Origin of the sequence: Streptomyces sp. NPDC007346 (assembly GCF_040703535.1) — a bacterium.
In the GTDB taxonomy this organism is placed as follows: domain Bacteria; phylum Actinomycetota; class Actinomycetes; order Streptomycetales; family Streptomycetaceae; genus Streptomyces.
Map to the genome: position 1 here is coordinate 1 of NZ_JBEYKR010000094.1, position 22112 is coordinate 22112.

The 22112-nt window shown below is 71.3% G+C and carries 20 protein-coding genes and 1 tRNA gene; 14 read left to right on the plus strand and 7 right to left on the minus strand.

The window, feature by feature from the left end:
- Window positions 1-87: 87 nt before the first annotated feature.
- From AB0917_RS22765 to AB0917_RS22790, 6 genes are all read left to right on the plus strand, one after another.
- Entirely contained in the window at window positions 88-1230 is a 1143-nt protein-coding gene (locus AB0917_RS22765; RefSeq protein ID WP_366821452.1) for an MFS transporter, read from the plus strand.
- Window positions 1227-3554, plus strand: coding sequence for a molybdopterin oxidoreductase family protein (locus AB0917_RS22770; RefSeq protein ID WP_366821453.1), 2328 nt, complete (start codon window positions 1227-1229; stop codon window positions 3552-3554). Before AB0917_RS22765 ends, AB0917_RS22770 begins: the two co-directional genes overlap by 4 nt.
- Before the next feature lie 6 nt (window positions 3555-3560).
- The gene (locus AB0917_RS22775) at window positions 3561-4163 is read left to right on the plus strand and encodes a 4Fe-4S dicluster domain-containing protein (protein WP_015609150.1); all 603 of its coding nucleotides are present in this window, start codon (window positions 3561-3563) and stop codon (window positions 4161-4163) included.
- Window positions 4160-4921, plus strand: a complete 762-nt coding sequence (locus AB0917_RS22780; protein WP_366821454.1) for a Rieske (2Fe-2S) protein — start codon at window positions 4160-4162, stop codon at window positions 4919-4921. The genes AB0917_RS22775 and AB0917_RS22780 overlap by 4 nt, the downstream gene beginning before the upstream one ends.
- A complete protein-coding gene (locus AB0917_RS22785; protein WP_366821455.1) occupies window positions 4918-5313 on the plus strand; it encodes a hypothetical protein in 396 nt (131 codons plus the stop codon). The genes AB0917_RS22780 and AB0917_RS22785 overlap by 4 nt, the downstream gene beginning before the upstream one ends.
- 97 nt (window positions 5314-5410) lie before the next feature.
- The gene (locus AB0917_RS22790; protein WP_366821456.1) at window positions 5411-5635 is read left to right on the plus strand and encodes a hypothetical protein; all 225 of its coding nucleotides are present in this window, start codon (window positions 5411-5413) and stop codon (window positions 5633-5635) included.
- Between the two features lie 16 nt (window positions 5636-5651).
- Here AB0917_RS22790 and AB0917_RS22795 read toward each other — a convergent pair whose 3' ends face one another.
- The 6 genes from AB0917_RS22795 to AB0917_RS22820 form a co-directional block, all read right to left on the minus strand.
- Window positions 5652-6200: an MscL family protein gene (locus AB0917_RS22795; RefSeq protein ID WP_366821457.1), complete on the minus strand. Its 549-nt coding sequence runs from the start codon at window positions 6198-6200 to the stop codon at window positions 5652-5654.
- A 113-nt stretch (window positions 6201-6313) separates the two neighbouring features.
- The gene (locus AB0917_RS22800; RefSeq protein WP_366821472.1) at window positions 6314-6874 is read right to left on the minus strand and encodes a hypothetical protein; all 561 of its coding nucleotides are present in this window, start codon (window positions 6872-6874) and stop codon (window positions 6314-6316) included.
- A 565-nt stretch (window positions 6875-7439) separates the two neighbouring features.
- Window positions 7440-8324, minus strand: a complete 885-nt coding sequence (locus AB0917_RS22805; RefSeq protein WP_366821458.1) for an S-methyl-5'-thioadenosine phosphorylase — start codon at window positions 8322-8324, stop codon at window positions 7440-7442.
- Window positions 8325-8430: 106 nt separating this feature from the next.
- Window positions 8431-8781, minus strand: a complete 351-nt coding sequence (locus tag AB0917_RS22810; RefSeq protein WP_366821459.1) for an FmdB family zinc ribbon protein — start codon at window positions 8779-8781, stop codon at window positions 8431-8433.
- A gap of 66 nt (window positions 8782-8847) precedes the next feature.
- Window positions 8848-10128, minus strand: coding sequence for an MFS transporter (locus AB0917_RS22815; RefSeq protein ID WP_366821460.1), 1281 nt, complete (start codon window positions 10126-10128; stop codon window positions 8848-8850).
- 431 nt (window positions 10129-10559) lie between these two features.
- On the minus strand, window positions 10560-12203 hold the full coding sequence (locus AB0917_RS22820) for a potassium/proton antiporter (RefSeq protein WP_366821473.1): 1644 nt from the start codon (window positions 12201-12203) through the stop codon (window positions 10560-10562).
- Between the two features lie 238 nt (window positions 12204-12441).
- Between AB0917_RS22820 and AB0917_RS22825 the strand changes: the two genes are divergently transcribed.
- Window positions 12442-15186 carry a penicillin acylase family protein gene (locus AB0917_RS22825; RefSeq protein WP_366821461.1) on the plus strand — a complete coding sequence of 915 codons (2745 nt, stop codon included), beginning with the start codon at window positions 12442-12444 and terminating at the stop codon, window positions 15184-15186.
- A gap of 158 nt (window positions 15187-15344) precedes the next feature.
- Here the strand turns inward: AB0917_RS22825 and AB0917_RS22830 are convergent, their stop codons facing one another.
- A complete protein-coding gene (locus tag AB0917_RS22830) occupies window positions 15345-15926 on the minus strand; it encodes a 5-formyltetrahydrofolate cyclo-ligase (protein ID WP_366821462.1) in 582 nt (193 codons plus the stop codon).
- Between the two features lie 130 nt (window positions 15927-16056).
- Between AB0917_RS22830 and galU the strand changes: the two genes are divergently transcribed.
- The 7 genes from galU (at window position 16057) to AB0917_RS22865 (ending at window position 21647) form a co-directional block, all read left to right on the plus strand.
- Window positions 16057-16959, plus strand: coding sequence for a UTP--glucose-1-phosphate uridylyltransferase GalU (galU, locus tag AB0917_RS22835; protein WP_366821463.1), 903 nt, complete (start codon window positions 16057-16059; stop codon window positions 16957-16959).
- Window positions 16960-16962: 3 nt separating this feature from the next.
- Entirely contained in the window at window positions 16963-18273 is a 1311-nt protein-coding gene (gene glp, locus AB0917_RS22840; protein WP_366821464.1) for a gephyrin-like molybdotransferase Glp, read from the plus strand.
- 99 nt (window positions 18274-18372) lie between these two features.
- Complete coding sequence (moaC, locus tag AB0917_RS22845; protein WP_366821465.1) at window positions 18373-18873, plus strand: cyclic pyranopterin monophosphate synthase MoaC; 501 nt, start codon at window positions 18373-18375, stop codon at window positions 18871-18873.
- A 68-nt stretch (window positions 18874-18941) separates the two neighbouring features.
- Entirely contained in the window at window positions 18942-19442 is a 501-nt protein-coding gene (locus tag AB0917_RS22850; RefSeq protein ID WP_366821474.1) for a MogA/MoaB family molybdenum cofactor biosynthesis protein, read from the plus strand.
- Between the two features lie 17 nt (window positions 19443-19459).
- The gene (locus AB0917_RS22855; RefSeq protein ID WP_366821466.1) at window positions 19460-20113 is read left to right on the plus strand and encodes a GNAT family protein; all 654 of its coding nucleotides are present in this window, start codon (window positions 19460-19462) and stop codon (window positions 20111-20113) included.
- Between the two features lie 129 nt (window positions 20114-20242).
- Entirely contained in the window at window positions 20243-21487 is a 1245-nt protein-coding gene (gene glpR, locus AB0917_RS22860; protein WP_366821467.1) for a gephyrin-like molybdotransferase receptor GlpR, read from the plus strand.
- 86 nt (window positions 21488-21573) lie between these two features.
- Window positions 21574-21647, plus strand: a tRNA-Ala gene (locus AB0917_RS22865).
- The last annotated feature ends 465 nt before the right edge of the window (window positions 21648-22112 follow it).

Here is a 22112-nt window from a genome sequence, read left to right on the forward strand (position 1 = left end):
CGCCCCCTGCGCCTGTCCGGGCGACCCGCTCACCCCCTTACCGCCCAAAACAGGTCCAATCGGCCTGACCGGTCCTACGGTGGCCGAGTGACCGAGCCGTCAGAAGCCTCCGCAGCCCCCGCCGCAGCCGAGCCGCCTCCTCCTGGCGGCTTCACGGGCGCGTCCCCTGGCGACTCCGCCGGCGCGTCCCCCGCCGCCACCGGCCCACGATCGGTCACCACCCGGGCGACCCTGGCCGGAGTGGTGGTCTCCGCCCTGCTGATCCTCGCGATCGTGCTGGGCAGCCGGATGCTGCGCAACTTCGACTCGGCGCTCCTCCCGTACGCCGTGGCCACGGTCTTCCTCGCCTTCGGCGTCGCCTACCGCTACACGGTCTGGATCTCCGCCCCCGGCGCCCGACGCCTCTTCAGACAGGGCTGGCGCAGTCTCTTCTCGATCGAGAACTTCCGCCGGGCCCCCACCGCCCTGCCGAAGATGACCGCCACCTACCTCGGCTTCCAGAAGTTCCTCGGCGCCCGGTCACACGCCCGCTGGGCCGCCCACCAGCTGATCTTCTGGGGCTGCGTCCTCGCCGCCCTGATCACCTTCCCGCTCACCTGGGGCTGGTTCACCTTCACCTCGGGCAGTGGTTCGGGGCCCGGCTACGAGATGCGGATCTGGGGCGTCAAGATCCTCGGCTTCGACTCGCTCTCCCTCTTCGGCTGGCTGATGTTCCACGGCCTCGACATCGCCGCCGTCCTCGTCATCCCCGGCGCCTCATACTTCCTCTGGCGCCGGATGAAGGACCGCGGAGCCTCGACCGGCCAGCGCTTCGCCTACGACCTGGTGCCTCTGATCGCGCTGATCGTCATCTCCGTGACCGGGCTGCTGCTCACCTTCTCCTCGATCTTCCTGCACGGTGGCGGTTACCAGTTCCTGGCGATCATCCACATGGCGTCGGTGGTCTTCACCCTCATCTACATCCCGTTCGGCAAGTTCTTCCACATCGTCCAGCGCCCGGCCGCGGTCGGCATGCAGCTGTTCAAGTACACCGGCCGCCAGGACGACAAGGTCTTCGCCTGCCGCCGCTGCGAGGAACCCATCGACACCGGCCCCTACGTCGAGAACCTGCGCGGCACCATGCGTGACCTCCGGCTCGACTTCGACGCCTGGGCCGAGTTCTGCCCGCGTTGCAAGCGGGTGCTGCGCGGCAGCGCCTACCTCTCCCACGTGAAGAAGGGCTTCAAGTGACCGCGGATCCGCGAGCTGCTGCCGACCGCCGCACCTTCATCCCGCTCGACCCCTCCCTCGCACCGCCCGGCACCCGCGCCTTCCGGGACGCGGGCGGCATCCCGGCCGACCAGTGGCACGCCGACCAGAACGGCGAGACCCTCGTCCCCACCCACTGCTGCTTCTGCGGTGTCCAGTGCGGGATGTATCTGCGCGTGGACCGAGGCGGCAAGGTCTTCGGCGTCGAACCCCGCAACCACGACATCAACCGGATGCGGCTCTGCCCCAAGGGCATCAACGCCTACCAGCAGGTCAACCACCCCGACCGGCTCACCGCCCCGCTGATGCGCCGCTCCCGCGACGAGGAGCTGCGGGAGGTCTCTTGGGAGGAGGCGCTCGACTTCACCGTCTCCGAGGTCCGGCGCATCCAGCAGACCTACGGCAACGACGCCTTCGGGCTCCTCGGCGGCGCCAGCCTCTTCTCCGAGAAGACGTATCTGGTGGGCAAGTTCGCCCGGGTCGCCCTCAAGTCCCGGCACGTCGACTACAACGGCCGCCTCTGCATGGTCAGTGCGGCGGGCGCCAACAAGCTCGCCTTCGGCATCGACCGGGCCGGCAACCCCTTCTCCGACATGCTCCTCACCGACTGCCTGCTCATCGCCGGCTCCAACGTCGGCGAGTGCTTCCCCGTGATGACCCAGTACGTCTGGGGAGCACGGGACCGCGGGGCGAGCCTCATCGTCATCGACCCGCGCGAGACCGCCGTCGCCCGCACCGCCGACATCCACGTCGCCCTCAAGCCCGGCACCGACTCGGCCTTCTTCACCTCCGTCCTGCACGTCGTCATCGAGGAAGGGCTCACCGACGAGGAGTACCTCGCCGCCCACACCACCGGCTGGGAGGAGGTCAAGGCCAAGGCGGCCGAGTACCCGCCGTCCCGCGCCGCCGCGATCTGCGGCGTCCCCGCCGAGCAGATCGTCCAGGTCGCCCGTACCTTCGCCCGCGCCCCCAAGGCCATGGCCTGGCACGCTCGGGGTATCGAGCACCACTCGCAGGGCGTCGAGAACTGCCTCACGGTGATCAACCTCTGCGCCGCCACCGGTCACATCGGCAAGCCCGGCGCCGGCTACGGCACCCTCACCGGCCAGGGCAACGGGCAGGGGGGCCGCGAGCACGGCCAGAAGTCCGACCTCCTGCCCGGCGGGCGCTCCATCATGAACGAGGAGCACCGCCGTCAGATCTGCGAGATCTGGGGCATCGAGGAGTCCGAACTCCCGCCCGCCGGGACCTCCATGATGGAAATGGTCTGGCAGATGCAGCGCCGCGAGATCCGCGGCCTGATCGGCATCTGCAACAACCCCTTCGTCTCGCTGCCCAACTACCGGGTGGTCAAGGAGGGGTTCGACGCCACCGAGTTCCACGCTCAATTCGACTTCTTCCTCTCCGAGACCGCCGCCAACGCGCACGTCGTCTTCCCCGTCACCACCTGGGCCGAGGACGAAGGGGTGATGGCCAACGCCGAGGCCCGTGTGGTCAAGCACAACAAGGCCCAGGACCCGCCCCCCGGCGTCCGCACCGACACCTGGGTCATGTGCGAACTCGCTCGCCGCCTCGGCGCCGGCGACAAGTTCGACTTCGCCGACTCCCGGGCCGTCTTCGACGAGCTGCGCATCGCCTCCGCCGGCACCGTCAACGACTACTACGGCATCACCTACGAACGGCTGGAGGAGACCGGCGGCATCGCCTGGCCCTGCCCCTCCACCGACCACCCCGGCACCCCGCGCCTCTTCGAGGACGGGAGGACCTATCACCCCGACGGCAAGATCCACCTCCAGGCCGTCGAGTGGCACCCGCCGATGGACCCGTACGACGACGAGCACCCCATGTCCCTCACCACCGGCCGGACCGTGGCCCACTTCCTCTCCGGCAACCAGACCCGCAGGCTCGGCGCCCTCGTCGAACAGACCCCGCGCCCCTGGGCCGAGATCCACCCCTCCCACGGCTTCCGCAACGGCGAACCCGTACGCGTCGTCACCCGGCGCGGCAGCGAGGTCTTCCCCGCCCTGGTCACCGAGGCGATCCGCCCCGACACCGTCTTCGTGCCGTACCACTGGCCCGTCCCCACCGCGGCCAACGCCCTGACCATCGACGCGCTCGACCCCCGCTCCAAGATCCCCGAGTACAAGGTGTGCGCCTGCCGCATCGAGCACGCCGAGCGGATCGACGAGGTCCCCGCACCCCCGGTCGCCCCGGGCCATGTCGCCTACCCGGAGACCCAGGTCTCCCGTACCGACCCGCTGCCTCCCACGGCCCCCCAGGGCCGTGGCACCTCGGAGAGGAGCTGAGGCCCCATGATGGGCAGAACGATCTTCATCGACCCGGGGCGCTGCATCGGCTGCCAGGCCTGTGTCTCCGCCTGCCGCGAGTGCGACTCGCACCGCGGCAAGTCGATGATCCATCTCGACTACACCGACGAGGGCCACTCCGTCGCCTCCCTTCCCACCGTCTGTATGCACTGCGAGGACCCGGTCGCCCCCTGTGCCGAGGTCTGCCCCGCCGACGCGATCCTGGTGACCGCCGACGGGGTGGTGCAGCAGGCCGACACCACCCGCTGCATCGGCTGTGCCAACTGCGTCAACGCCTGCCCCTTCGGCGTGCCGAAGATCGACCTCGGCGCCAAGCTCCAGCTGAAGTGCAACCTCTGCTACGACCGCACCGCCTACGGCCTCGCCCCCATGTGCGCCACCGTCTGCCCGACCGGAGCGCTTTTCTACGGCACCGTCGAGGAGCTCCAGGCCGAGCGCCCCGGCGTCCAGGTCGCCGACACCTTCGTCTTCGGCGAGACCGAGGTCCGCACCGGCGTGGCCATGGTCGTCCCCGCCGAGAAGGTGCAGTGGCCGGTCCCCGGCGGCCTGCCCGTCGTCGAGATCAACGGGAAGGACGTCCGCCGATGAGCGTCACCGAACAGCAGCCGGGCGGCGAGCATCCGGCCGGGGGAGACCCGCGCGAGGCGCTCCAGGACCGGATCGCGGCCGACTCCCTCACCACCCGGCGCGACTACCTCCGCATCGTCACCACCGTCTCCGGCGGCCTCGCCCTCGGCGGCATCGGCGTGGCCGCGGGCATCCTGCACCGCCACGGCGACGGCGAGGAGGGCAAGGCCCCCGAGGCCAAACGCATCGCCCAGCGGCTCCCGCCCGGCGAGTCGATCGCCTTCCGCTACCCGGGCGAGGAGGACCGGGCCGTCGCCGTCCGGCTCGACGACGGCACCCTCGTCGGCTACTCCGCCGTCTGCACCCACCTCGCCTGCGCCGTGCTCTGGCGCAAGGACCGGGGCCGGGAGGGCGAGCTGTACTGCCCCTGCCACGAGGGGGTCTTCGACGCCCGCTCCGGCGAGGTCACCGCCGGGCCGCCCCCGCGCGGGCTGCCGAAGGTCGTGGTCATCGAGGAGGCGGACGGCAGCATCTGGGCCGTCGGGACCACCCGCTCCGGCGAGAGCGTCGAGGCAGGCCTCTGCCGGCAGCTCGGTGGCGAACGCCCCGACCTCGCCGCCCGTATCGGCTGCCCCGACATCGGCGGCGGCGCCGAGTCCCCACCCCGGGCAGCGGGGGCCACGACCCCCACTCGAGGCCCCGGCACACCCTCGACCCCGAGCCGCGCCGGGACGTCCCCCGCCTTCGGCCCCGCCGAGACCCCCGGCAGGCGGGCATGACCGACTCCCCGCACCCCGAGCAGCCGCTGCCACCCCCGGGCAGCCACTATCCGACCTACCGCCCCGGCAGCGCCGACCCCGCGCTGAACCGGCCCGTCCACGAGCGCTATCCGCAGATCCGCCCCACCAGCGGATACGGAGACCCGCGCGTCCGCCACACCGGGCCCGGCCCCGGGGCGGGCACCGACCAGGAACCCGAACGCTCCTCGAAGCTGACCGCCCGCCTCACGCTGGCGTTGACCGTGGTCATCGGCCAGCTCTGGGGCCTGACGGTGCTGATCGACGAGTGGATGGAGGGCAACACCGGGACGGCCTGGTGGGGCGCCGGCTTCCTCTGCCTGTCGTTCCTCGTCGTGCTCGGCCTGTGGCTGATCGACCCGAAGGACCGCTGACGGCCGTCCGGCCCCGAGCCCGGACGCGTCCCCTCGCGGAAGCCACCCGGTCCGGCGCCGGACCGCACCCCGCCGCCCGCCGCCGTACCCTGGAGGCATGAGTGCCGCCCCCGCCCCCGGTCCGCGAGACGCGAAGCAGCAGCAGCCGCAGGCACAGCCGCCGCAGGAACCGAAGCCCAAGCCGGTTCTGATCTTCGACGATCCGCTGGACCAGCAGTCCGCGGACGATACGGACCGGGGATGGGGCGAGCGGCCCTCCGGCAGCTCCGGCGCCGCCGACCTCGCGCGCTTCCTCGACGAGAAGCCGCCCCACCACATCTGAACCGCCGAGCGGCGGGCTACCGCCCCTCGTCCCGGCCCGGCAGCGCGCCGCCCCCCTCGTCCGGCCCACCGAAACCACCGGTTCCCGCTCCACCGCCGCCGACCGCGCCACCACCGCGCTGCGCGACCAGGGCGTCGCGGATCTCCTTGAGCACCTCCAGCTCGCTCACCTCCAGCGTCTCCTGCACGCCCTCCTTGGCGGCCTGCATCGCCGCCCGGCGGGCCAGGTACTTGGCCATCGGCAGCACCATCAGGAAGTACACGACCGCGGCGGTGATCAGGAAGCTGAGGGCGGCGCTGAGCACCGAGCCCCACAGGATCTCGATCCCGTCCATCTCGCCGGTGGCCGGGTTCGTGGTGCAGGGGCCCCGGAGGCAGGAGCTGTAGTGGTCCAGATCCTGCGTACCGAACGCACCGACCAGGGGGTTGATGACGCCCTTGACGACGGCGTTCACGATGTTCGTGAAGGCGGCGCCGATGACGACAGCCACCGCGAGGTCGATCACATTGCCGCGCGTCAGGAAGGCCTTGAAACCCTCCAGCAGGCTGACCTTCTTCTCGCTCACAGGTGAGCCTTCTTTCGCATGTGCGGTGACGGGAGCAGACTGCTCCGTCACCTAAGGCGGGAGAAGGCGACACTGTCCAATCGGCTGCTGCACACGGGTGACGTGAGAGCGCGTCAGTTCGCATCGGAGACCACCACCGCCAGCCGTCCCGAACCGCCCGCGCCGATCAGCGCGGTGGCGGTGGACCGCTCCACGGACAGCACAACCAGAGCCCCCTGAGTCCCCTGAGCCACCGTGCCCGTGCCGACCGCCGCACCGCCGCTCAGGTGGTCACCGCTGTCGGCGGCCTCGCCCGGCACCTGAGCCACCCGCACGTCTCGCGCCACCAGACGGGCGTCGTCGTCCGCATCGCCGACCGCGATCACATCGACGCGGTCTCCCGGGCGCAGCAGCCGTACCGTCGCCGGGTCCGCGATCCGCACGGGTGCGGAGACGAGGCGCCCCGACCGCCGGCCGGACCCTGCCACAGCGCCCGGGACAGGCGGCGCGTCCGAGGCAGAGGTATCCGCGACGGACGCGTCCGATACGGAGGCATTCGCGACGGCGGTGTCGCCCTCGGCGCCGCCCAGACCTGTGGTGGCCAGAGCCGCACCCACCAGCGTGAGCCCCGCCGCGATGGCGCGCCGCTGCCTGCGCAGCATCCGCCGCAGCCGGTACGCCCCGCCGCCCCGCACCCGCAGCGGTGCGAACGGCCCCACCCCGCTCGGGGCGGGAGGCGGCGCCGGGGGCGGGGGAGGCGGCTTCACGTGACCGGCGGCGCTCGGGGGAGAGGCGGGCGCAGGGGATGCGGGATGTGAGGGGTGCGCGGAACGGGCGGAGGAATCGGGCCCGGGGGAGCGGGACGGGGAGAAGCGGGACGTGGAGAAGGGGGACGGGGACATGGCGCCACCTGTCATCGGACGAGCCACCTGCCATCGGGCGAGGGGAGCCCGGCCGGAGGTCCCGGCCGAACTCCCCTCACGATCCACGGTTCGCGCGCATCCCGCCGGGGCCTGTGGATAACCCCAGGATTGTGGACAACTCCGTCACCCGATCCGGTGTCCCGGCAGCCACGAGGCAGCCGGCCGGTGCTCAGGCAGCCACGAGGCAGCCACCCAATACCCCGGCAGCCACGAGGCAGCCACCCAATACCCCGGCAGCCGCAAGGAAGCCACCCAATGCCCCGGTAGCCGCAAGGCAGCCAGCCGGTGCGCGGCAGCCGGTGCGGCCACCCAGTGTCCCGGCAGCCGCGAGGCGGTCCTACGGCAGCGCGACCCCGGTCTCGATCCCGTCCAGGGCGTGGGCGCAGGTGCAGGTGCGGTCCCCCGGCGCCGGCAGAGCGGTCACCGCGTCGAACAGCACCGACCGGAGCCGGCCCACGTTGGCCGCGAACACGCGGAGCACCTCCTCGTGGGAGACGCCCTCACCGGCCTCGGCGCCCGCGTCCAGGTCGGTCACGAGGGTCATCGTCGTGTAGCAGAGCCCCAGCTCCCGGGCGAGCACGGCCTCCGGATGCCCGGTCATCCCGACCACCGACCAGCCCATCGCCGCGTGCCAGCGGGATTCGGCGCGGGTGGAGAAGCGCGGCCCCTCGACCACCACCAGGGTGCCGCCGTCCACGGGCTCCCAGTCGCGTCCGCGCGCCGCGGCGAGCGCGGCCTTCCGGCCCTCGGGGCAGTACGGATCGGCGAAGCCCAGATGTACGACGTTGGGTACGGTCCCGTCGGCCCGGGGCTCACCGTCGTAGTAGGTTTGCACGCGGCTCTTGGTGCGGTCCACCAGCTGGTCCGGGACGAGCAGGGTGCCCGGCCCGAACTCCGGGCGCAGCCCGCCGACGGCGCAGGGGCCCAGCACCTGGCGGACTCCGACGGAGCGCAGGGCCCAGAGGTTGGCCCGGTAGTTGATGCGGTGCGGCGGCAGATGGTGACCGCGGCCGTGGCGGGGCAGGAAGGCCACCCGGCGGCCGCCGATCTCGCCGAGGAAGACCGAGTCGCTGGGCTGCCCGTAAGGGGTGGCCACGGAGACCTCGGTGACGTCCTCCAGGAAGGAGTAGAAGCCCGAGCCGCCGATGACCCCGATCTCCGCGCCCGGCGCCGTACCCGCGATGTCTGTGCCGGAGCTCGTGTCCGTATGTGCGTTCACCATGCGGTCACCGTATCCGGGGGAGTGCCACGGGCTGCGGCCGGGAAACGCGCGGACCCCGCCGAGTGGATCGGCGGGGTCCGGTGAAGCGTGTGGGGCGTACGCGGGCTCAGGCGGCCGACGTACCGCTCGACGACGAGGCCGGCGTGGAGGCCGACGACGAGGCGGGGGCGGACGAGGCCGACGACGAAGCGCTGGACTTCGCGTCCGAACCCGTCGACGAGGACGACCCGGAGTCGGACGACTTCGCGGTCGACGGCGCCGGCGTGCTGCTCGACGAGGAGCCGCGGCTGTCGTTCCGGTAGAAACCGGAACCCTTGAAGACGATGCCGACCGCAGAGAACACCTTCTTGAGGCGTCCGTCACAGCTCGGGCATACGGTCAGGGCATCATCGGTGAACTTCTGCACCGCCTCGAGGCCCTCGCCGCACTCGGTGCACTGGTACTGATAGGTCGGCACTTGCTCCTCCTGGCACTCTCACTCAGTGAGTGCTAACGACGCTCCATACTGACGTATTCCGCGGGATCAGTCCACCGTGACCGGCTCGCGGTGACCGATCCCACGTGCCACGGTGAGGCCCGCGGACTTCGGCGTCAGCCGTGAGCGCAGGGCCAGCAGGGTCGCCAGCGCCAGTACGGTACCGGCCAGCGGGACCAGGAATCCGGTGCTCGCACCGTGGGCGTCGGCGAGTTGGCCCGCCACGGTCACGGCGGCCGCCTGGCCCAGCGCCACGGCGCCCGTGAGCCAGGTGAAGGCCTCGGTGCGGGCGGTGGCGGGGACCAGCGACTCGACCAGCGTGTAGCCGCTGATCAGCGCCGGGGCGATGCAGAGGCCCACCAGCAGGCCGAGCCCGGCCAGCAGCGGTACGGAGTGCACGGCCCAGAGGCCGGACGCCATGAGGGTCAGGGCCACATAGCCGACGACGAGGCGGCGCTGCGGGCTGCTCTTCCAGGCGATGGCACCGCAGACGATGCCGGCCAGCATGTTGCCCGCCGCGAAGATCCCGTACAGCAGACCGTTCACGCCGGGGTGGCCGATCTCCTGGGAGAACGCCGTCAGCGAGACCTGCATACCGCCGAAGACCGCGCCGATGCCCAGGAAGGCGACGACGAGCACCCGGACGCCCGGTATGGAGAGCGCCGAGGCGTGCGGCCGGTCGGCCGTGGCGGCGGGCCGGGGAGCGGGCTGGGTGGCGCGCTGCGCGGCGAAGAGCAGGCCGCCGGTCAGGGTGAGGGCTGCCTCGGCGATCAGCCCGGCCGCCGGGTGCACGCCGGTGCACAGCGCGGTCGCGATCACCGGCCCGAGGACGAAGGTGAACTCGTCCGTCACCGACTCGAAGGCGGCGGCGGTGGACATCAGCGGGGAGGCGGGCCGGTCCTGGGTGGCCCCCAGCATCGCCGCCCAGCGGGCGCGCACCATCGGGCCGACCTGCGGGACCGAGGCGCCGGTGGGCACCGCGGCGGCGAACAGCGCCCACAGGGGCGCTCCGGCCAGTGCGAGCGCCGTCAGAGCGCCCACGGAGGCGGTGTGCAGCAGTACGCCGGGCAGCAGGACGGCCCGCTGGCCGAACCGGTCGGCGAGTTTGCCGCCCTGCGGGGCCACCAGCGCCATCGAGACGCCGGCGACGGCCGCGACGGCGCCGGCGCTGCCGTAGGAGCCGGTGGTGTGCTGGACGAGCAGCACGATGCCGATGGTCAGCATCGCGAAGGGCTGCCGTGCGGCGAAGCCCGGAAGGAGGAAGGTCCACGCACCGGGGGTGCGGAGCAGCTGCCCGTATCCGGGGCGCTCGGTGACCGTGGTCGCCACGGTCCTTGCCTTTCTGCCGCCTGGTGGCGCTGCTTCCCGGCGCCTTTGTGGGGCGGGCAGGACGGAAGCGGCCGAGAGCTGTCCTCTTCGCGCGGAACTGCGGTAGATGCCGGGCGACTCGCTGCCATCGGCGAAGAAACGCCGGGCGAAGAGGCACCACGACCGCCATACGGTCGCGCCAGCTCTGCATCAGACAGAGTTGGTCGATCAGTGTGCCTTTATCGTACAGGCAGGAAGTTCTGTGCACCTGTGAATGCGCACAGAGCTTCCTGGCCGGCCTGTGATCCGCGCCCTATGGGTGACGCGTGTGCGTACTGCTGGTGACGCGGCGTCGTACGTGAAGCTGCTGGGGACGCTCCGTTCGTACGGGGCCGCCGGTGACGCGCGTTCGTACGGGGGCTGCCGGTGACGGCCCGTTCGTACGGGTGCTGCTAGCGACGCGCGTTCGTACGGGAGGCGTCGTCGGTCGGTCCGGGCTTCCTGACGGACCTGACCGGCTTCAGCGCCTGGCGGACGGCGGATCCGTCCGTCGCCGAGGTCTGCGAGGGCCCTGGAGGACCGGGATCGCCCGGCGTACCGGACGCTCCGCCCGTGCCCAGCCAGCCCGCCAGCTTGCCGCCCTCGCCGACCGCCCGGAGCCGGGCCTCGGCCTGGTCACGCACCGGGTCGGTCGCCACCACCAGCAGCTCGTCACCGCGCCGCAGGACGGTGGTGGGGGAGGGCACGAAGCTCTCCTCCTCGCGGACCACCAGGGTGACCGCGGCCCCGGCCGGGAGCCGGAGCTCGCCGACCTCGACGCCGTGCATCTTGGACCTCTCGGGGATGTCGACCGACAACAGGTGACCGCGCAGCCGCTCCAGCGGGGCGGACTCGACGCCCAGGTCGTCGGCCTCGGCCTTGTCGTCGGCGATCTTCAGCTTGTCCGCGACCCAGGGCAGCGTCGGTCCCTGGATCAGCGTGTAGACGATGACGAGGACGAAGACGATGTTGAAGATCCGGGTGCTGCCCTCCACCCCGGAGACCATGGGAATGGTCGCCAGGATGATGGGCACGGCCCCGCGCAGCCCGGCCCACGACATCAGGACCTTCTCGCGCGCCGGCAGCCGGAACGGCGCCAGGCTGAGGAAGACCGACAGTGGCCGGGCCACCATGGTCAGCACCAGACCCACCACGACGGCGGGCCAGAAGTCGTCTACCAGGTCGTGCGGGGTGACCAGCAGGCCGAGCAGCACGAACATGCCGATCTGGGCCAGCCAGCCCAGGCCGTCGGCGAAGCCGCGGGTGGCGGGCCAGTGCGGCAGCTTGGAGTTGCCGAGGATCATGGCGGCCAGGTAGACCGCGAGGAATCCGCTGCCGTGGGCCATGGCGCCCGCCGCGTACGCCATCACGGCGATGGCCATCACGGCGATCGGGTACAGGCCGGAGGCGGGCAGGGCGACGTGCCGCAGCCCGAGCGACCCCAGCCAGCCCACCGTGATGCCGATGGCGGCGCCGATGGCCAGCTCCAGGGCGATCTCGCCGATCAGGATGTACCAGTGCTCCACCGGGCCGACCGCGGAGAACGCGACGACGAGGATGACCACGGGGGCGTCGTTGAAGCCGGACTCGGCCTCCAGTACACCGGTGATCCGGGACGGCAGCGGCACTCTGCGCAGCACGGAGAAGACGGCCGCGGCATCGGTCGAGGAGACGACGGCGCCGATGATCAGCGCCTGGCGCCAGTCCAGGCCGACGAGGTAGTGCGCGGCCGCGGCCGTGACACCCACGCTGATGCCGACGCCGATGGTGGAGACCACCGCGGCCGCGGGCAGGACGGGGCGGACCTCTTTCCACTTCGCCCCGAGTCCGCCCTCCGCCAGGATGACGACCAGGGCGGCGTAGCCGATCACTTGGGTCAGCTCGGCGTTGTCGAACTTGACGTCGAAGATGCCGTCCTGCCCGAGGACGATCCCGATGCCGAGGTACAGCAGGAGGCTGGGCAGCCCGCTGCGCGAGGAGATCCGTACCGCCGCCACGGCGACGAGCAGGACGAGCGAGCAGACGAGCAGGAGTTCGTTGAGTGCGTGGACAGTCAGGGTCCGTTCCTTCCCTGCGTGCGCCTGCCGGATCGTCCTCCGGCAGCCAGTTACTTCGTTACCTTACCTAATCTTTAACGCTTTCTTGACGGCTTACGCGTTCCCTATAAGGCTTTCGCGTGTTCGTACGAGGGATACGCAAATGGACGCATCCCTGTACCGCGTCCGAGTGGCTTCCCGGCTGCGCCTATGGTTGCTCCTGCACTCCCAGGACCACCCTGCCCCTCGAAGGACAGCGATGCCCGCCAATACAACCGACTCTTCCGGACCTTCCGACGCGAAGAAGCCCGGCAAGAAGAAGGGGCGACGCGCTCGCCTGCTTCTGCTCGTCCTGGTGCTGGCGCTCGTCGCGGGTGTCGGGTTCGGCGCCTACTGGTCCGTCTCCACGGTGCGGGCCTCGTACCCGCAGACCACCGGGACGATCACCCTCGAAGGCCTCTCCGGTGACGTCGAGGTCAAACGGGACGCGTACGGCATCCCGCAGATCTACGCGGACTCCGACGCCGACCTCTTCCGCGCCCAGGGCTTCGTACAGGCCCAGGACCGCTTCTGGGAGATGGACGTCCGGCGCCACATGACGGCGGGCAGGCTCTCCGAGATGTTCGGCTCGGGCCAGGTGGAGACCGACTCCTTCCTGCGCACGCTCGGCTGGCGGAAGGTCGCGCAGGAGGAGTACGACAAGGTCCTGGACGAGGACACCAAGAAGAACCTCCAGTCGTACGCGGAGGGCGTCAACGCGTACCTGAAGGGCAAGGAAGGCCGGGACATCTCGGTCGAGTACGCGGCGCTGGGGCTGACCAACGACTACAAGCCCGGCGAGTGGACCCCGGTCGACTCGGTCGCCTGGCTCAAGGCCATGGCCTGGGACCTGCGCGGCAACATGCAGGACGAGATCGACCGCTCGCTGCTGACCAGCCGGCTCGACAACGACCAGATCCAGGACCTGTACCCGGACTACCCGTACGACACCCACAAGCCGATCGTCGACCGAGGAGCCGTCTCCCCGGCCACCGGGAAGTACGACCTGGACGCCGACCCGTCGGACGAGATCGGTTCCCAGAGTGAGCAGGACGCGACCGAGGGCCTGAACACCCAGCTCTCCGCGCTCTCCGACACCCTCGACAAGATCCCCGCGCTGCTCGGTCCGAACGGCAACGGCATCGGATCGAACTCCTGGGTCGTCAGCGGCGCCCACACGACGACCGGCAAGGCGCTGCTCGCCAACGACCCGCACCTGGCGCCGATGCTGCCCTCACTCTGGTACCAGATGGGCCTGCACTGCCGGGAGCTCTCCAAGACGTGCCAGTACGACACCGCGGGCTACACCTTCTCCGGCATGCCCGGTGTGATCATCGGCCACAACCAGGACATCGCCTGGGGCCTCACCAACCTCGGCGCGGACGTCACCGACCTCTTCCTGGAGAAGGTCTCCGGCGACGGCTACCTGTACGACGACAAGGTGAAGCCGTTCGTCACCCGTGAGGAGACCATCAAGGTCGCGGGCGGCAAGGACCGGAAGATCACCGTCCGTGAGACGAACAACGGGCCCCTGGTCTCCGACCGCAGCAAGGAACTGGACAGGGTCGGCCAGAAGGCACCCGTCTCCAACGCCGCTCCCGACCGTGCCGACGGTTACGCGGTCGCGTTGAAGTGGACCGCCCTGCAACCGGGCAAGTCCATGGACGCGGTCTTCGCGATCAACCGGGCCAAGGACTTCACCACCTTCCGTGCGGCCGCCAAGAACTTCGAGGTTCCCTCGCAGAACCTCATCTACGCCGACACCGAGGGCAACATCGGCTACCAGGCTCCGGGCACGATCCCGGTCCGCCTCAAGGGCGACGGCACGCTGCCGAGCCCCGGCTGGGACCCGGCGTACGGCTGGGAGAAGGAGCCGATCCCGTTCGACGAGCTGCCCTACGAGTACAACCCGGAGCGCGGCTACATCGTCACCGCCAACCAGGCCGTCATCGACGAGAGCAAGTACCCGCACCTGCTGACCAAGGACTGGGGTTACGGCACCCGCAGCCAGCGGATCAACGACCTCATCGCCCAGAAGATCAAGGGCGGCGAGAAGGTCTCGACCGACGACATGCAGAAGATGCAGATGGACAACACCAGCGAGATCGCCGCGCTGCTGGTGCCCGAGCTGCTGAAGATCAACATCTCCGACCCGAGCGTGCGTGAGGCGCAGAAGCTGCTGGAGGGCTGGGACTACACCCAGGAGTCCGACTCCGCCGCCGCCGCGTACTTCAACGGTGTCTGGCGCAACATCCTCAAGCTCGCCTTCGGCAACAAGCTCCCCAAGGAGCTGCGGGTCAAGGGTGACTGCATCAACGTGCCGCCGGCCAAGAACAGCGGACCGGTCGACCAGCAGAGGAAGCTCGTGCGCGAGTGCGGCCAGCGCGACGGCGACTCCGCGCAGCCCGACGGCGGCGACCGCTGGTTCCAGGTGGTCCGCGACATCGTCAAGGACCAGGACAACGAGTGGTGGAAGGCGCCCGCCAGGGGCCGCGACGCCGCGCTGGAGAGCCGAGACGACCTCTTCGCCCAGGCGATGGAGGACGCGCGCTGGGAGCTGACCGCCAAGCTCGGCAAGAACATCTCCACCTGGAGCTGGGGCCGGCTGCACCGGCTGATGCTGAAGAACCAGACCCTCGGTACCGAAGGGCCCGATCTGCTCCAGCGGGCGCTCAACCGGGGCCCCTGGAACCTCGGCGGCGGCGAGGCGGCGGTCAACGCCACCGGCTGGAACGCGGCGGGCGGCTACGAGGTCATCTGGGTGCCGTCGATGCGGATGGTCGTCAACGTGGGGGACTGGGACAAGTCCCGCTGGATCAACCTCACCGGCGCCTCCGGGCACGCGTTCAACGCGCACTACACCGACCAGACCGACAAGTGGGCCGGCGGTGAACTGCTCGACTGGTCCTTCGGTACGGACGCGGTCGACGCGTCCACCGTCGACACGCTGACGCTGAAGCCCTAAGGGCCTTTCGTACGGGTCATGCCGGGCCCCGCGAGCCCGGCATGACCCGGAGAAGACTCCTTGAACGGTCACCGGCCGGAGGAGAGGCCTTGGTCGGTCACCGGCCGGAGAGGGGCCCTCGGCCGGAGAGGGGCCCTCGGTCGGTCACCGGCCGGTCGTCAGGCGGTGAAGCGCCGGGCCCCGGCCGGGGTGACCACGGCGTCCACGGGGTGGTCGTGCGGTTCCGACGGGACCCGCGCGACCACCTCGTTCTCGTACAGGAGCACGATGAGCGCCGGGTTCGCCCCGGCCGCCGAGAGCCGGGCCAGCACCCGGTCGTAGCTGCCGCCGCCCCGCCCCAGCCGCATGCCGGCCCCGTCCACGGCCAGCCCGGGAAGCAGGACCGCGTCGGCCTCCAGGACGGCGGCGGGGCCGAGCCGGGGGCCGTCCGGCTCCAGGAGCCCGCGCCCGGCGGGCAGAAGGTGCTCCGCGCCCCCGTACACCGCCCAGTCCAGGTCGTTGTCGGCCAGGAGCACCGGAAGCAGCACCCGTACGCCCCGTTCACGCAGCGCGTCCAGCAGGGCCCGCGTGCCCGGTTCGCGCCCCACGGAGACATACGCGGCGACCGTTCGGGCGTCAGCCAGTTCGGGGAGTGCCAGCGCTCCGGCCGCGAGAACCGCGGCGGCCCCGTTGACGTCCTCCTTGGTCAAGAGGGCCCGGACGGCGAGCAGTTCGCGCCGAAGAGAGGGTTTTGCGGGCATCTTCACAGGCCTCTTTCCGGACTTGTCGGTGTTCAATAGAGACTCGCACGGTTCTCGTATGGGCATATTTAAGGGCAAAGTTAACCGGAGGCTCACCTTCCGGGTGTGTACACCCGTTAAGGTTCTGCGCATGACTCAGTCGCCCTCCAGGATCAGCAAGGCCGTCATCCCGGCAGCAGGTCTCGGTACTCGCTTCCTGCCCGCCACGAAGGCCACTCCCAAGGAGATGCTGCCTGTCGTCGACAAGCCGGCCATCCAGTATGTCGTCGAAGAAGCCGTCGCCGCGGGCCTCTCCGACGTACTGATGATCACCGGCCGGAACAAGCGTCCCCTGGAGGACCACTTCGACCGCAACTACGAACTGGAGTCCGCGCTCACCCGTAAGGGAGACGCCGAACGCCTCGCCAAGGTCCAGGAGTCCAGCGACCTGGCCACCATGCACTACGTGCGCCAGGGCGACCCGCGCGGCCTGGGCCACGCCGTGCTGTGCGCGGCCCCGCACGTGGGCGACCAGCCGTTCGCGGTGCTCCTGGGCGACGACCTGATCGACCCGCGCGACGCCCTGCTGGCCCGCATGGTGGAGATCCAGGAGCGCGAGGGCGGCAGCGTCGTCGCGCTGATGGAGGTCGACCCGGCACAGGTCCACCTGTACGGCTGCGCGGCCGCGGACGCCACGGTGGACAGCGACGTCGTCCGGGTCACCGGCCTGGTCGAGAAGCCCGAGCCGGCCGACGCGCCCAGCAACCTCGCCGTCATCGGCCGGTACGTCCTGGACCCCGCCGTCTTCGACATACTGCGGCACACCGAGCCGGGCCGCGGCGGCGAGATCCAGCTCACCGACGCCCTCCAGCTGCTCGCCGAGGACGAGAAGATCGGCGGCCCCGTGCACGGCGTCGTCTTCAAGGGCCGCCGCTACGACACCGGTGACCGGAGCGACTATCTCCGTGCCATTGTCAGACTGGCGTGCGAACGTGAAGACCTGGGACCGGAGTTCCGGACCTGGCTCCGTAAGTACGTCACCGAGGAGATGTAACCCGTGAGCAGCACGATCTGGTCGGTGGACGAGCACCTGGACGACATCCTCGCCACGGTGAGGCCGCTCGAACCCATCGAGCTGCAGCTGCCCGACGCGCAGGGCTGTGTCCTGGTGGAGGACGTCGTCGTGGAGGTGGCCCTGCCGCCCTTCGACAACAGCTCGATGGACGGCTACGCGGTACGGATCGCCGATGTCGAGGGGGCGAGCGAGGAGTTCCCCGCCGTCCTCACGGTCATCGGCGACGTCGCCGCGGGCAGCGCCGGGCTCGCCGACGACCAGGTCGTGGGGCCGGGGCAGGCCGCCCGCATCATGACGGGCGCCCCGCTGCCCGCGGGCGCGGAGGCAGTGGTCCCGGTCGAGTGGACGGACGGCGGTACGGGCGAGGGCCCGGCCGCCACCATGCGCGCCCACTCCGACGCCCCGGAGGGCGCCACCGGCGAGGTCCGCGTCCACCGGTCCGTCGAGGCCGGCGCCCATGTCCGCGAGCGCGGCAGCGACGTCAGGCCCGGCGATCTGGCCCTGCGCGCCGGGTCGATCGTCGGCCCGCCGCAGATCGGGCTGCTTGCGGCGATCGGCTGCTCGACCGTGGTCGTACGGCCCCGCCCGCGCGTCGTCGTCCTCTCCACCGGCAGCGAACTGGTCCAGCCGGGCGAGGAGCTGACAGGCGGCCAGATCTACGACTCCAACAGCTTCGCGCTCACGGCCGCCGCCCGCGACGCCGGAGCCATCGCCTACCGGGTCGGCGCGGTGACCGACGACGCCGAGACCTTGCGGGCCACGATCGAGGACCAGCTGATCCGCGCGGACATCGTCGTCACCACGGGCGGTGTCAGCGTCGGCGCGTACGACGTGGTCAAGGAGGCGCTCTCCTCCGTCGGCGACGAGGACGAGCCGGGCAGCGGGATCGACTTCCGCAAGCTCGCCATGCAGCCGGGCAAGCCGCAGGGCTTCGGCTCGATCGGCCCCGACCACACCCCCCTGCTGGCCCTGCCGGGCAACCCGGTCTCCAGCTACGTCTCCTTCGAGCTGTTCGTCCGCCCCGCCATCCGCGCCCTGATGGGCCTGACGGACCTCCACCGCCCCACCGCCAGGGCGGTGCTGGCCGTGGACAAGGCGCTGACCTCACCGGCCGGCCGCCGCCAGTTCCTGCGCGGCACGTACGACGAGGAGGCCGGCACCGTCACCCCCGTCGGCGGCTCCGGATCGCATCTGATCGCGGCTCTCGCCCAGGCCGACGCCCTGATCGTGCTGCCCGAGGACGTCACCTCCGCCGAGCCCGGCACGGAGACGGACGTGATCCTGCTCCGCTGACCGCCGCCCCGTGGGGGTACGGTATCTGCCGCCGTGCCTTCCGGAGGTCCCCCTCCGGGCCCCGGGCCGATCGGCGCCCCTACCGCTAGGCGGAGTGAGTTGAGTACGCAGAACAGGCTGACGCACATCGACGAGGCGGGTGCGGCCCGCATGGTCGACGTGTCCGAGAAGGACGTCACCACGCGCGTCGCCCGAGCCAGCGGCCGGGTCCTCGTCTCGCCGCGCGTCATCGAACTGCTCCGGGGCGAGGGAGTCCCCAAGGGCGACGCCCTCGCCACCGCGAGGATCGCCGGGATCATGGGGGCCAAGCGCACCCCGGACCTGATCCCCCTCTGCCACCCCCTGGCCGTCTCCGGCGTCAACGTCGACCTGGGCGTGGCCGACGACGCGGTGGAGATCACGGCCACGGTGAGAACGACGGACCGCACGGGCGTCGAGATGGAGGCCCTGACCGCGGTCTCGGTGGCGGCCCTGACCGTGGTCGACATGGTCAAGGCGGTCGACAAGAGCGCGGTCATCACCGACGTACGGGTCGAGGCGAAGTCGGGCGGCAAGTCCGGCGACTACCGGCGCACCGCGCCGGAGGGACCGGCCGCGTGACGCCGCCCGAGGCCGGAGCCCCCGGCCACGAGCAGCCCGCGCAGCCGCCGGAACCCGTCGGCGCCGCGCTGCTCTCGTCGTACGCAGCCCTCGTCGTCACCGCCTCCAACCGGGCCTCCGCCGGGGTGTACGCGGACAAGGGCGGCCCCCTGATCGCCGAAGGGCTCACCGCCCTCGGCTTCACGGTCGACGGGCCGCAGGTCGTCCCCGACGGCGATCCGGTCGAGGCGGCCCTGCGCGCCGGAGTGGCCGCCGGGTACGACGTGATCGTCACCACCGGCGGTACGGGCATCTCGCCCACCGACGCAACCCCCGAGGCGACCCGCCGCGTCCTGGACCACGAGATCCCCGGCATCCCGGAGGCGATCCGGGCCGAAGGGCTCGCCAAGGTCCCGACCGCCGCGCTCTCCCGGGGCCTGGCGGGCGTCGCCTCCGGCACCCTGATCGTCAACCTGCCCGGCTCCACCGGCGGGGTCCGCGACGGCCTCGCGGTCCTCGGTCGGCTCCTGGTGCACGCCGTCGACCAGCTCCGCGGCGGCGACCACCCCCGACCGGGGAGCCCGAGCTGAACATCGCGACCTGGCCGGTGACGCTGACCGACGGCGAGATCGTCCTGCGCCCGATAAAGATGCGCGACCAGCGGGCATGGCGTGAGGTCAACCGGCGCAACCGCGACTGGCTGCGCCCCTGGGAGGCCACGGTCCCGCCGCCCGCGCCCGGCGGCCCGGCGGCGCAGCGGCCCACGTACCGGCAGATGGTCCGCCATCTGCGCACCGAGGCGCACGCCGGGCGGATGCTGCCGTTCGCCATCGAGTACGAGGGGCGGCTCGTCGGCCAGCTCACCGTCGCGGGCATCACCTGGGGTTCGATGTGCTCCGGTCACATCGGCTACTGGGTCGACCAGGGCGTCGCCGGGCGCGGGGTGATGCCGACGGCCGTGGCGCTCGCCGTCGACCACTGCTTCCGCTCGGTGGGGCTGCACCGCATCGAGGTCTGCATCCGCCCGGAGAACGGCCCGAGCCGCCGGGTGGTGGAGAAGCTCGGGTTCCGCTCCGAGGGCGTGCGCCCGCGCTATCTCCACATCGACGGGGCCTGGCGAGACCATCTGATCTACGCGCTCACGGCCGAGGAGGTGCCCGAGGGCATGCTCCGGCGGTGGCGCCGTAGGCGCCCGGTGACACCGCCGAGCCCGGAAGGGTCCGGTCAGCGGCCCGAGCAGCCGGGGCCGTCCGCGAAATAAAATAAGTGTTCGAATTTGATCGACAGATGGCTGCAATGGGTTGCACTATCGGTGACTGCTGATCCGATCAAGCACAAAAAAAGCCCGTGATAGCGGCCGGATCGTGCGACACACCGGGCCAATTGGCCGATGCCTCCGCGTAAACCCCTCTACGGTGTGAGCGTGAGCAGCAGCGGCCTCATCTACGCAGTCATCGTCGGGGCCTGGGCCGCCTACTTGGTGCCGATGTGGCTCCGCAGGCAGGACGAGCTCAACGAAGCCCGTCCGACGGAACGCTTCAGCACCGCCATCCGGCTGCTGTCCGGACGGGCGGCGATGGAGCGCCGGTACGCCAGGGAGCTGCGGGAGCGCACCGCCGAGGAGGCGGGGCCCGACGTGGACCCGGACGCCGAAACGGACCGTATGGATTCCGTGGACGTCCGGGCCTTTGCCGCGCCTCCGGCGCATACGGAAGCCAGGATGCACGATCCGGCGCACGCTCCCGAGCGCGCCGCCGGGCCCCAGGCCTCCGACCGCCAGGCGCACGACCGGCGAACGGCGCATCAGCCACCGGACCGCCAGGCGCACGACCGCCGGCCCGGCGAGCGCCCCTTGCCCCCCGGGCCTCCCGACCAGCGCCGCCCGCGCTCCGGAGCCGCTGACGCCGAGCGGGCCCGGCGCGCCCAGCGCTCCCAGGTCCTGGCTCGGCGCAGGCGGACGACGGTCGTCCTCTTCATGGCCTTCACCCTCGGCGCGGTCGTGGCCGCGGTCGGCGGACTCGGCTTCCTCTGGGCGCCGGCCGTCCCCGCCGTGCTGCTGAGCACGTACATCGTGCATCTGCGCGCCCAGGAACGGCGCAGGTTCGCGTTCACCATGGACCGCCGCCGGGCCGAGGCAGCGGCGCAGCGGCTGCGCGAGAACCGCCCCCGCAGGCACCAGCCCGCCACCTCCGCCCCCGCCGAGCAGGACGACGACTCCGAAGCCCACCACCCGGAGCCGGAACCCACCCCCACGGTCTCCCCGCAGGAGGCCGGCCGCCGCGCCCTCGTCGAGCAGACGGACCACGCGGAGTGGGTGGACCAGCAGCGCGAACGCGGCGGCGTCCAGGGCGACAGCTGGGAGCCCGTCCCCGTACCGCTCCCCACCTATGTCACCGCCCCCGTCGCCCCCCGGGCCACCGGCGGCGTCGAGGTCGGCGACCCGGAGACCTGGAGCGCGGCCCGCTCCAGCACCGCCGAGCCCACCCAGACGGGCACGTCGCACCCGACCATCCCCGCAGCGGACCCGGCGCCGCGCCGGCGCACCACCCAGTCCCGCCGCACCCGCGACCGGGGCCGGACGCCCCTCTTCGACCAGTACGACGACGAGGACCGGCCCCGCGCGGCCAACGAGTGAGACCGGCGGAACCCGGCACCGCTGACCAGCGGAGGAACGGATTTCCAAGCACCCCGGTGAGGGTGCTAGAGTTTCACTCGTTGCAAGGGCCTGTGGCGCAGTCTGGTAGCGCACCTCGTTCGCATCGAGGGGGTCTGGGGTTCAAATCCCCACAGGTCCACAACGCAACTGTTCTTGAGTTAGCTCAGGAAGAGTCCACGAGATCCCGTCCGATCTGATTGATCGGACGGGATTTTCGTCGTTCCCGGGCCCTCCGTACGACAGGGCAGGAGTAGCCACCCCACCGCACCCGGTGCATCCTCCGCACTGCCGTACAGGCGCTCTGCGACGGCCACCACGGCTCGGGCGACCGCTGTGGGTTCACCGATTCCGCCGCAGTGCCACGGCGGACCGGCTGGAGGTCGTGTGGGATCTCGGGGCAGGGGCAGGGGCAGGGGCAGGGGCAGGGGCAGGGGAGCGGAGACCTCGGCGCCTGCCCGTTCATGGACCAGGCTGTCCCTGGTGAAGACCTCTTCGAGAGTCGAAGCATGGCCCTCACCGCCCCCCTGCTGGAAACCGCCATGGGCGCGGGCCACGTCGGCCACTCGCATCCGTTCGCTCCGAAGGAACGGCTCAAGGACCGTGT

Excerpts from the sequence above, each read along its gene's own strand:
- AB0917_RS22775 (WP_015609150.1), top strand. The coding sequence starts at position 3,561 with ATGATGGGCAGAACGATCTTCATCGACCCGGGGCGCTGCATCGGCTGC.
- AB0917_RS22780 (WP_366821454.1), top strand. The coding sequence starts at position 4,160 with ATGAGCGTCACCGAACAGCAGCCGGGCGGCGAGCATCCGGCCGGGGGA.
- AB0917_RS22785 (WP_366821455.1), top strand. The coding sequence starts at position 4,918 with ATGACCGACTCCCCGCACCCCGAGCAGCCGCTGCCACCCCCGGGCAGC.
- AB0917_RS22790 (WP_366821456.1), top strand. The coding sequence starts at position 5,411 with ATGAGTGCCGCCCCCGCCCCCGGTCCGCGAGACGCGAAGCAGCAGCAG.
- AB0917_RS22805 (WP_366821458.1), bottom strand. The coding sequence starts at position 8,324 with ATGGTGAACGCACATACGGACACGAGCTCCGGCACAGACATCGCGGGT.
- AB0917_RS22825 (WP_366821461.1), top strand. The coding sequence starts at position 12,442 with ATGCCCGCCAATACAACCGACTCTTCCGGACCTTCCGACGCGAAGAAG.
- AB0917_RS22830 (WP_366821462.1), bottom strand. The coding sequence starts at position 15,926 with ATGCCCGCAAAACCCTCTCTTCGGCGCGAACTGCTCGCCGTCCGGGCC.
- galU (WP_366821463.1), top strand. The coding sequence starts at position 16,057 with ATGACTCAGTCGCCCTCCAGGATCAGCAAGGCCGTCATCCCGGCAGCA.
- glpR (WP_366821467.1), top strand. The coding sequence starts at position 20,243 with ATGCCTCCGCGTAAACCCCTCTACGGTGTGAGCGTGAGCAGCAGCGGC.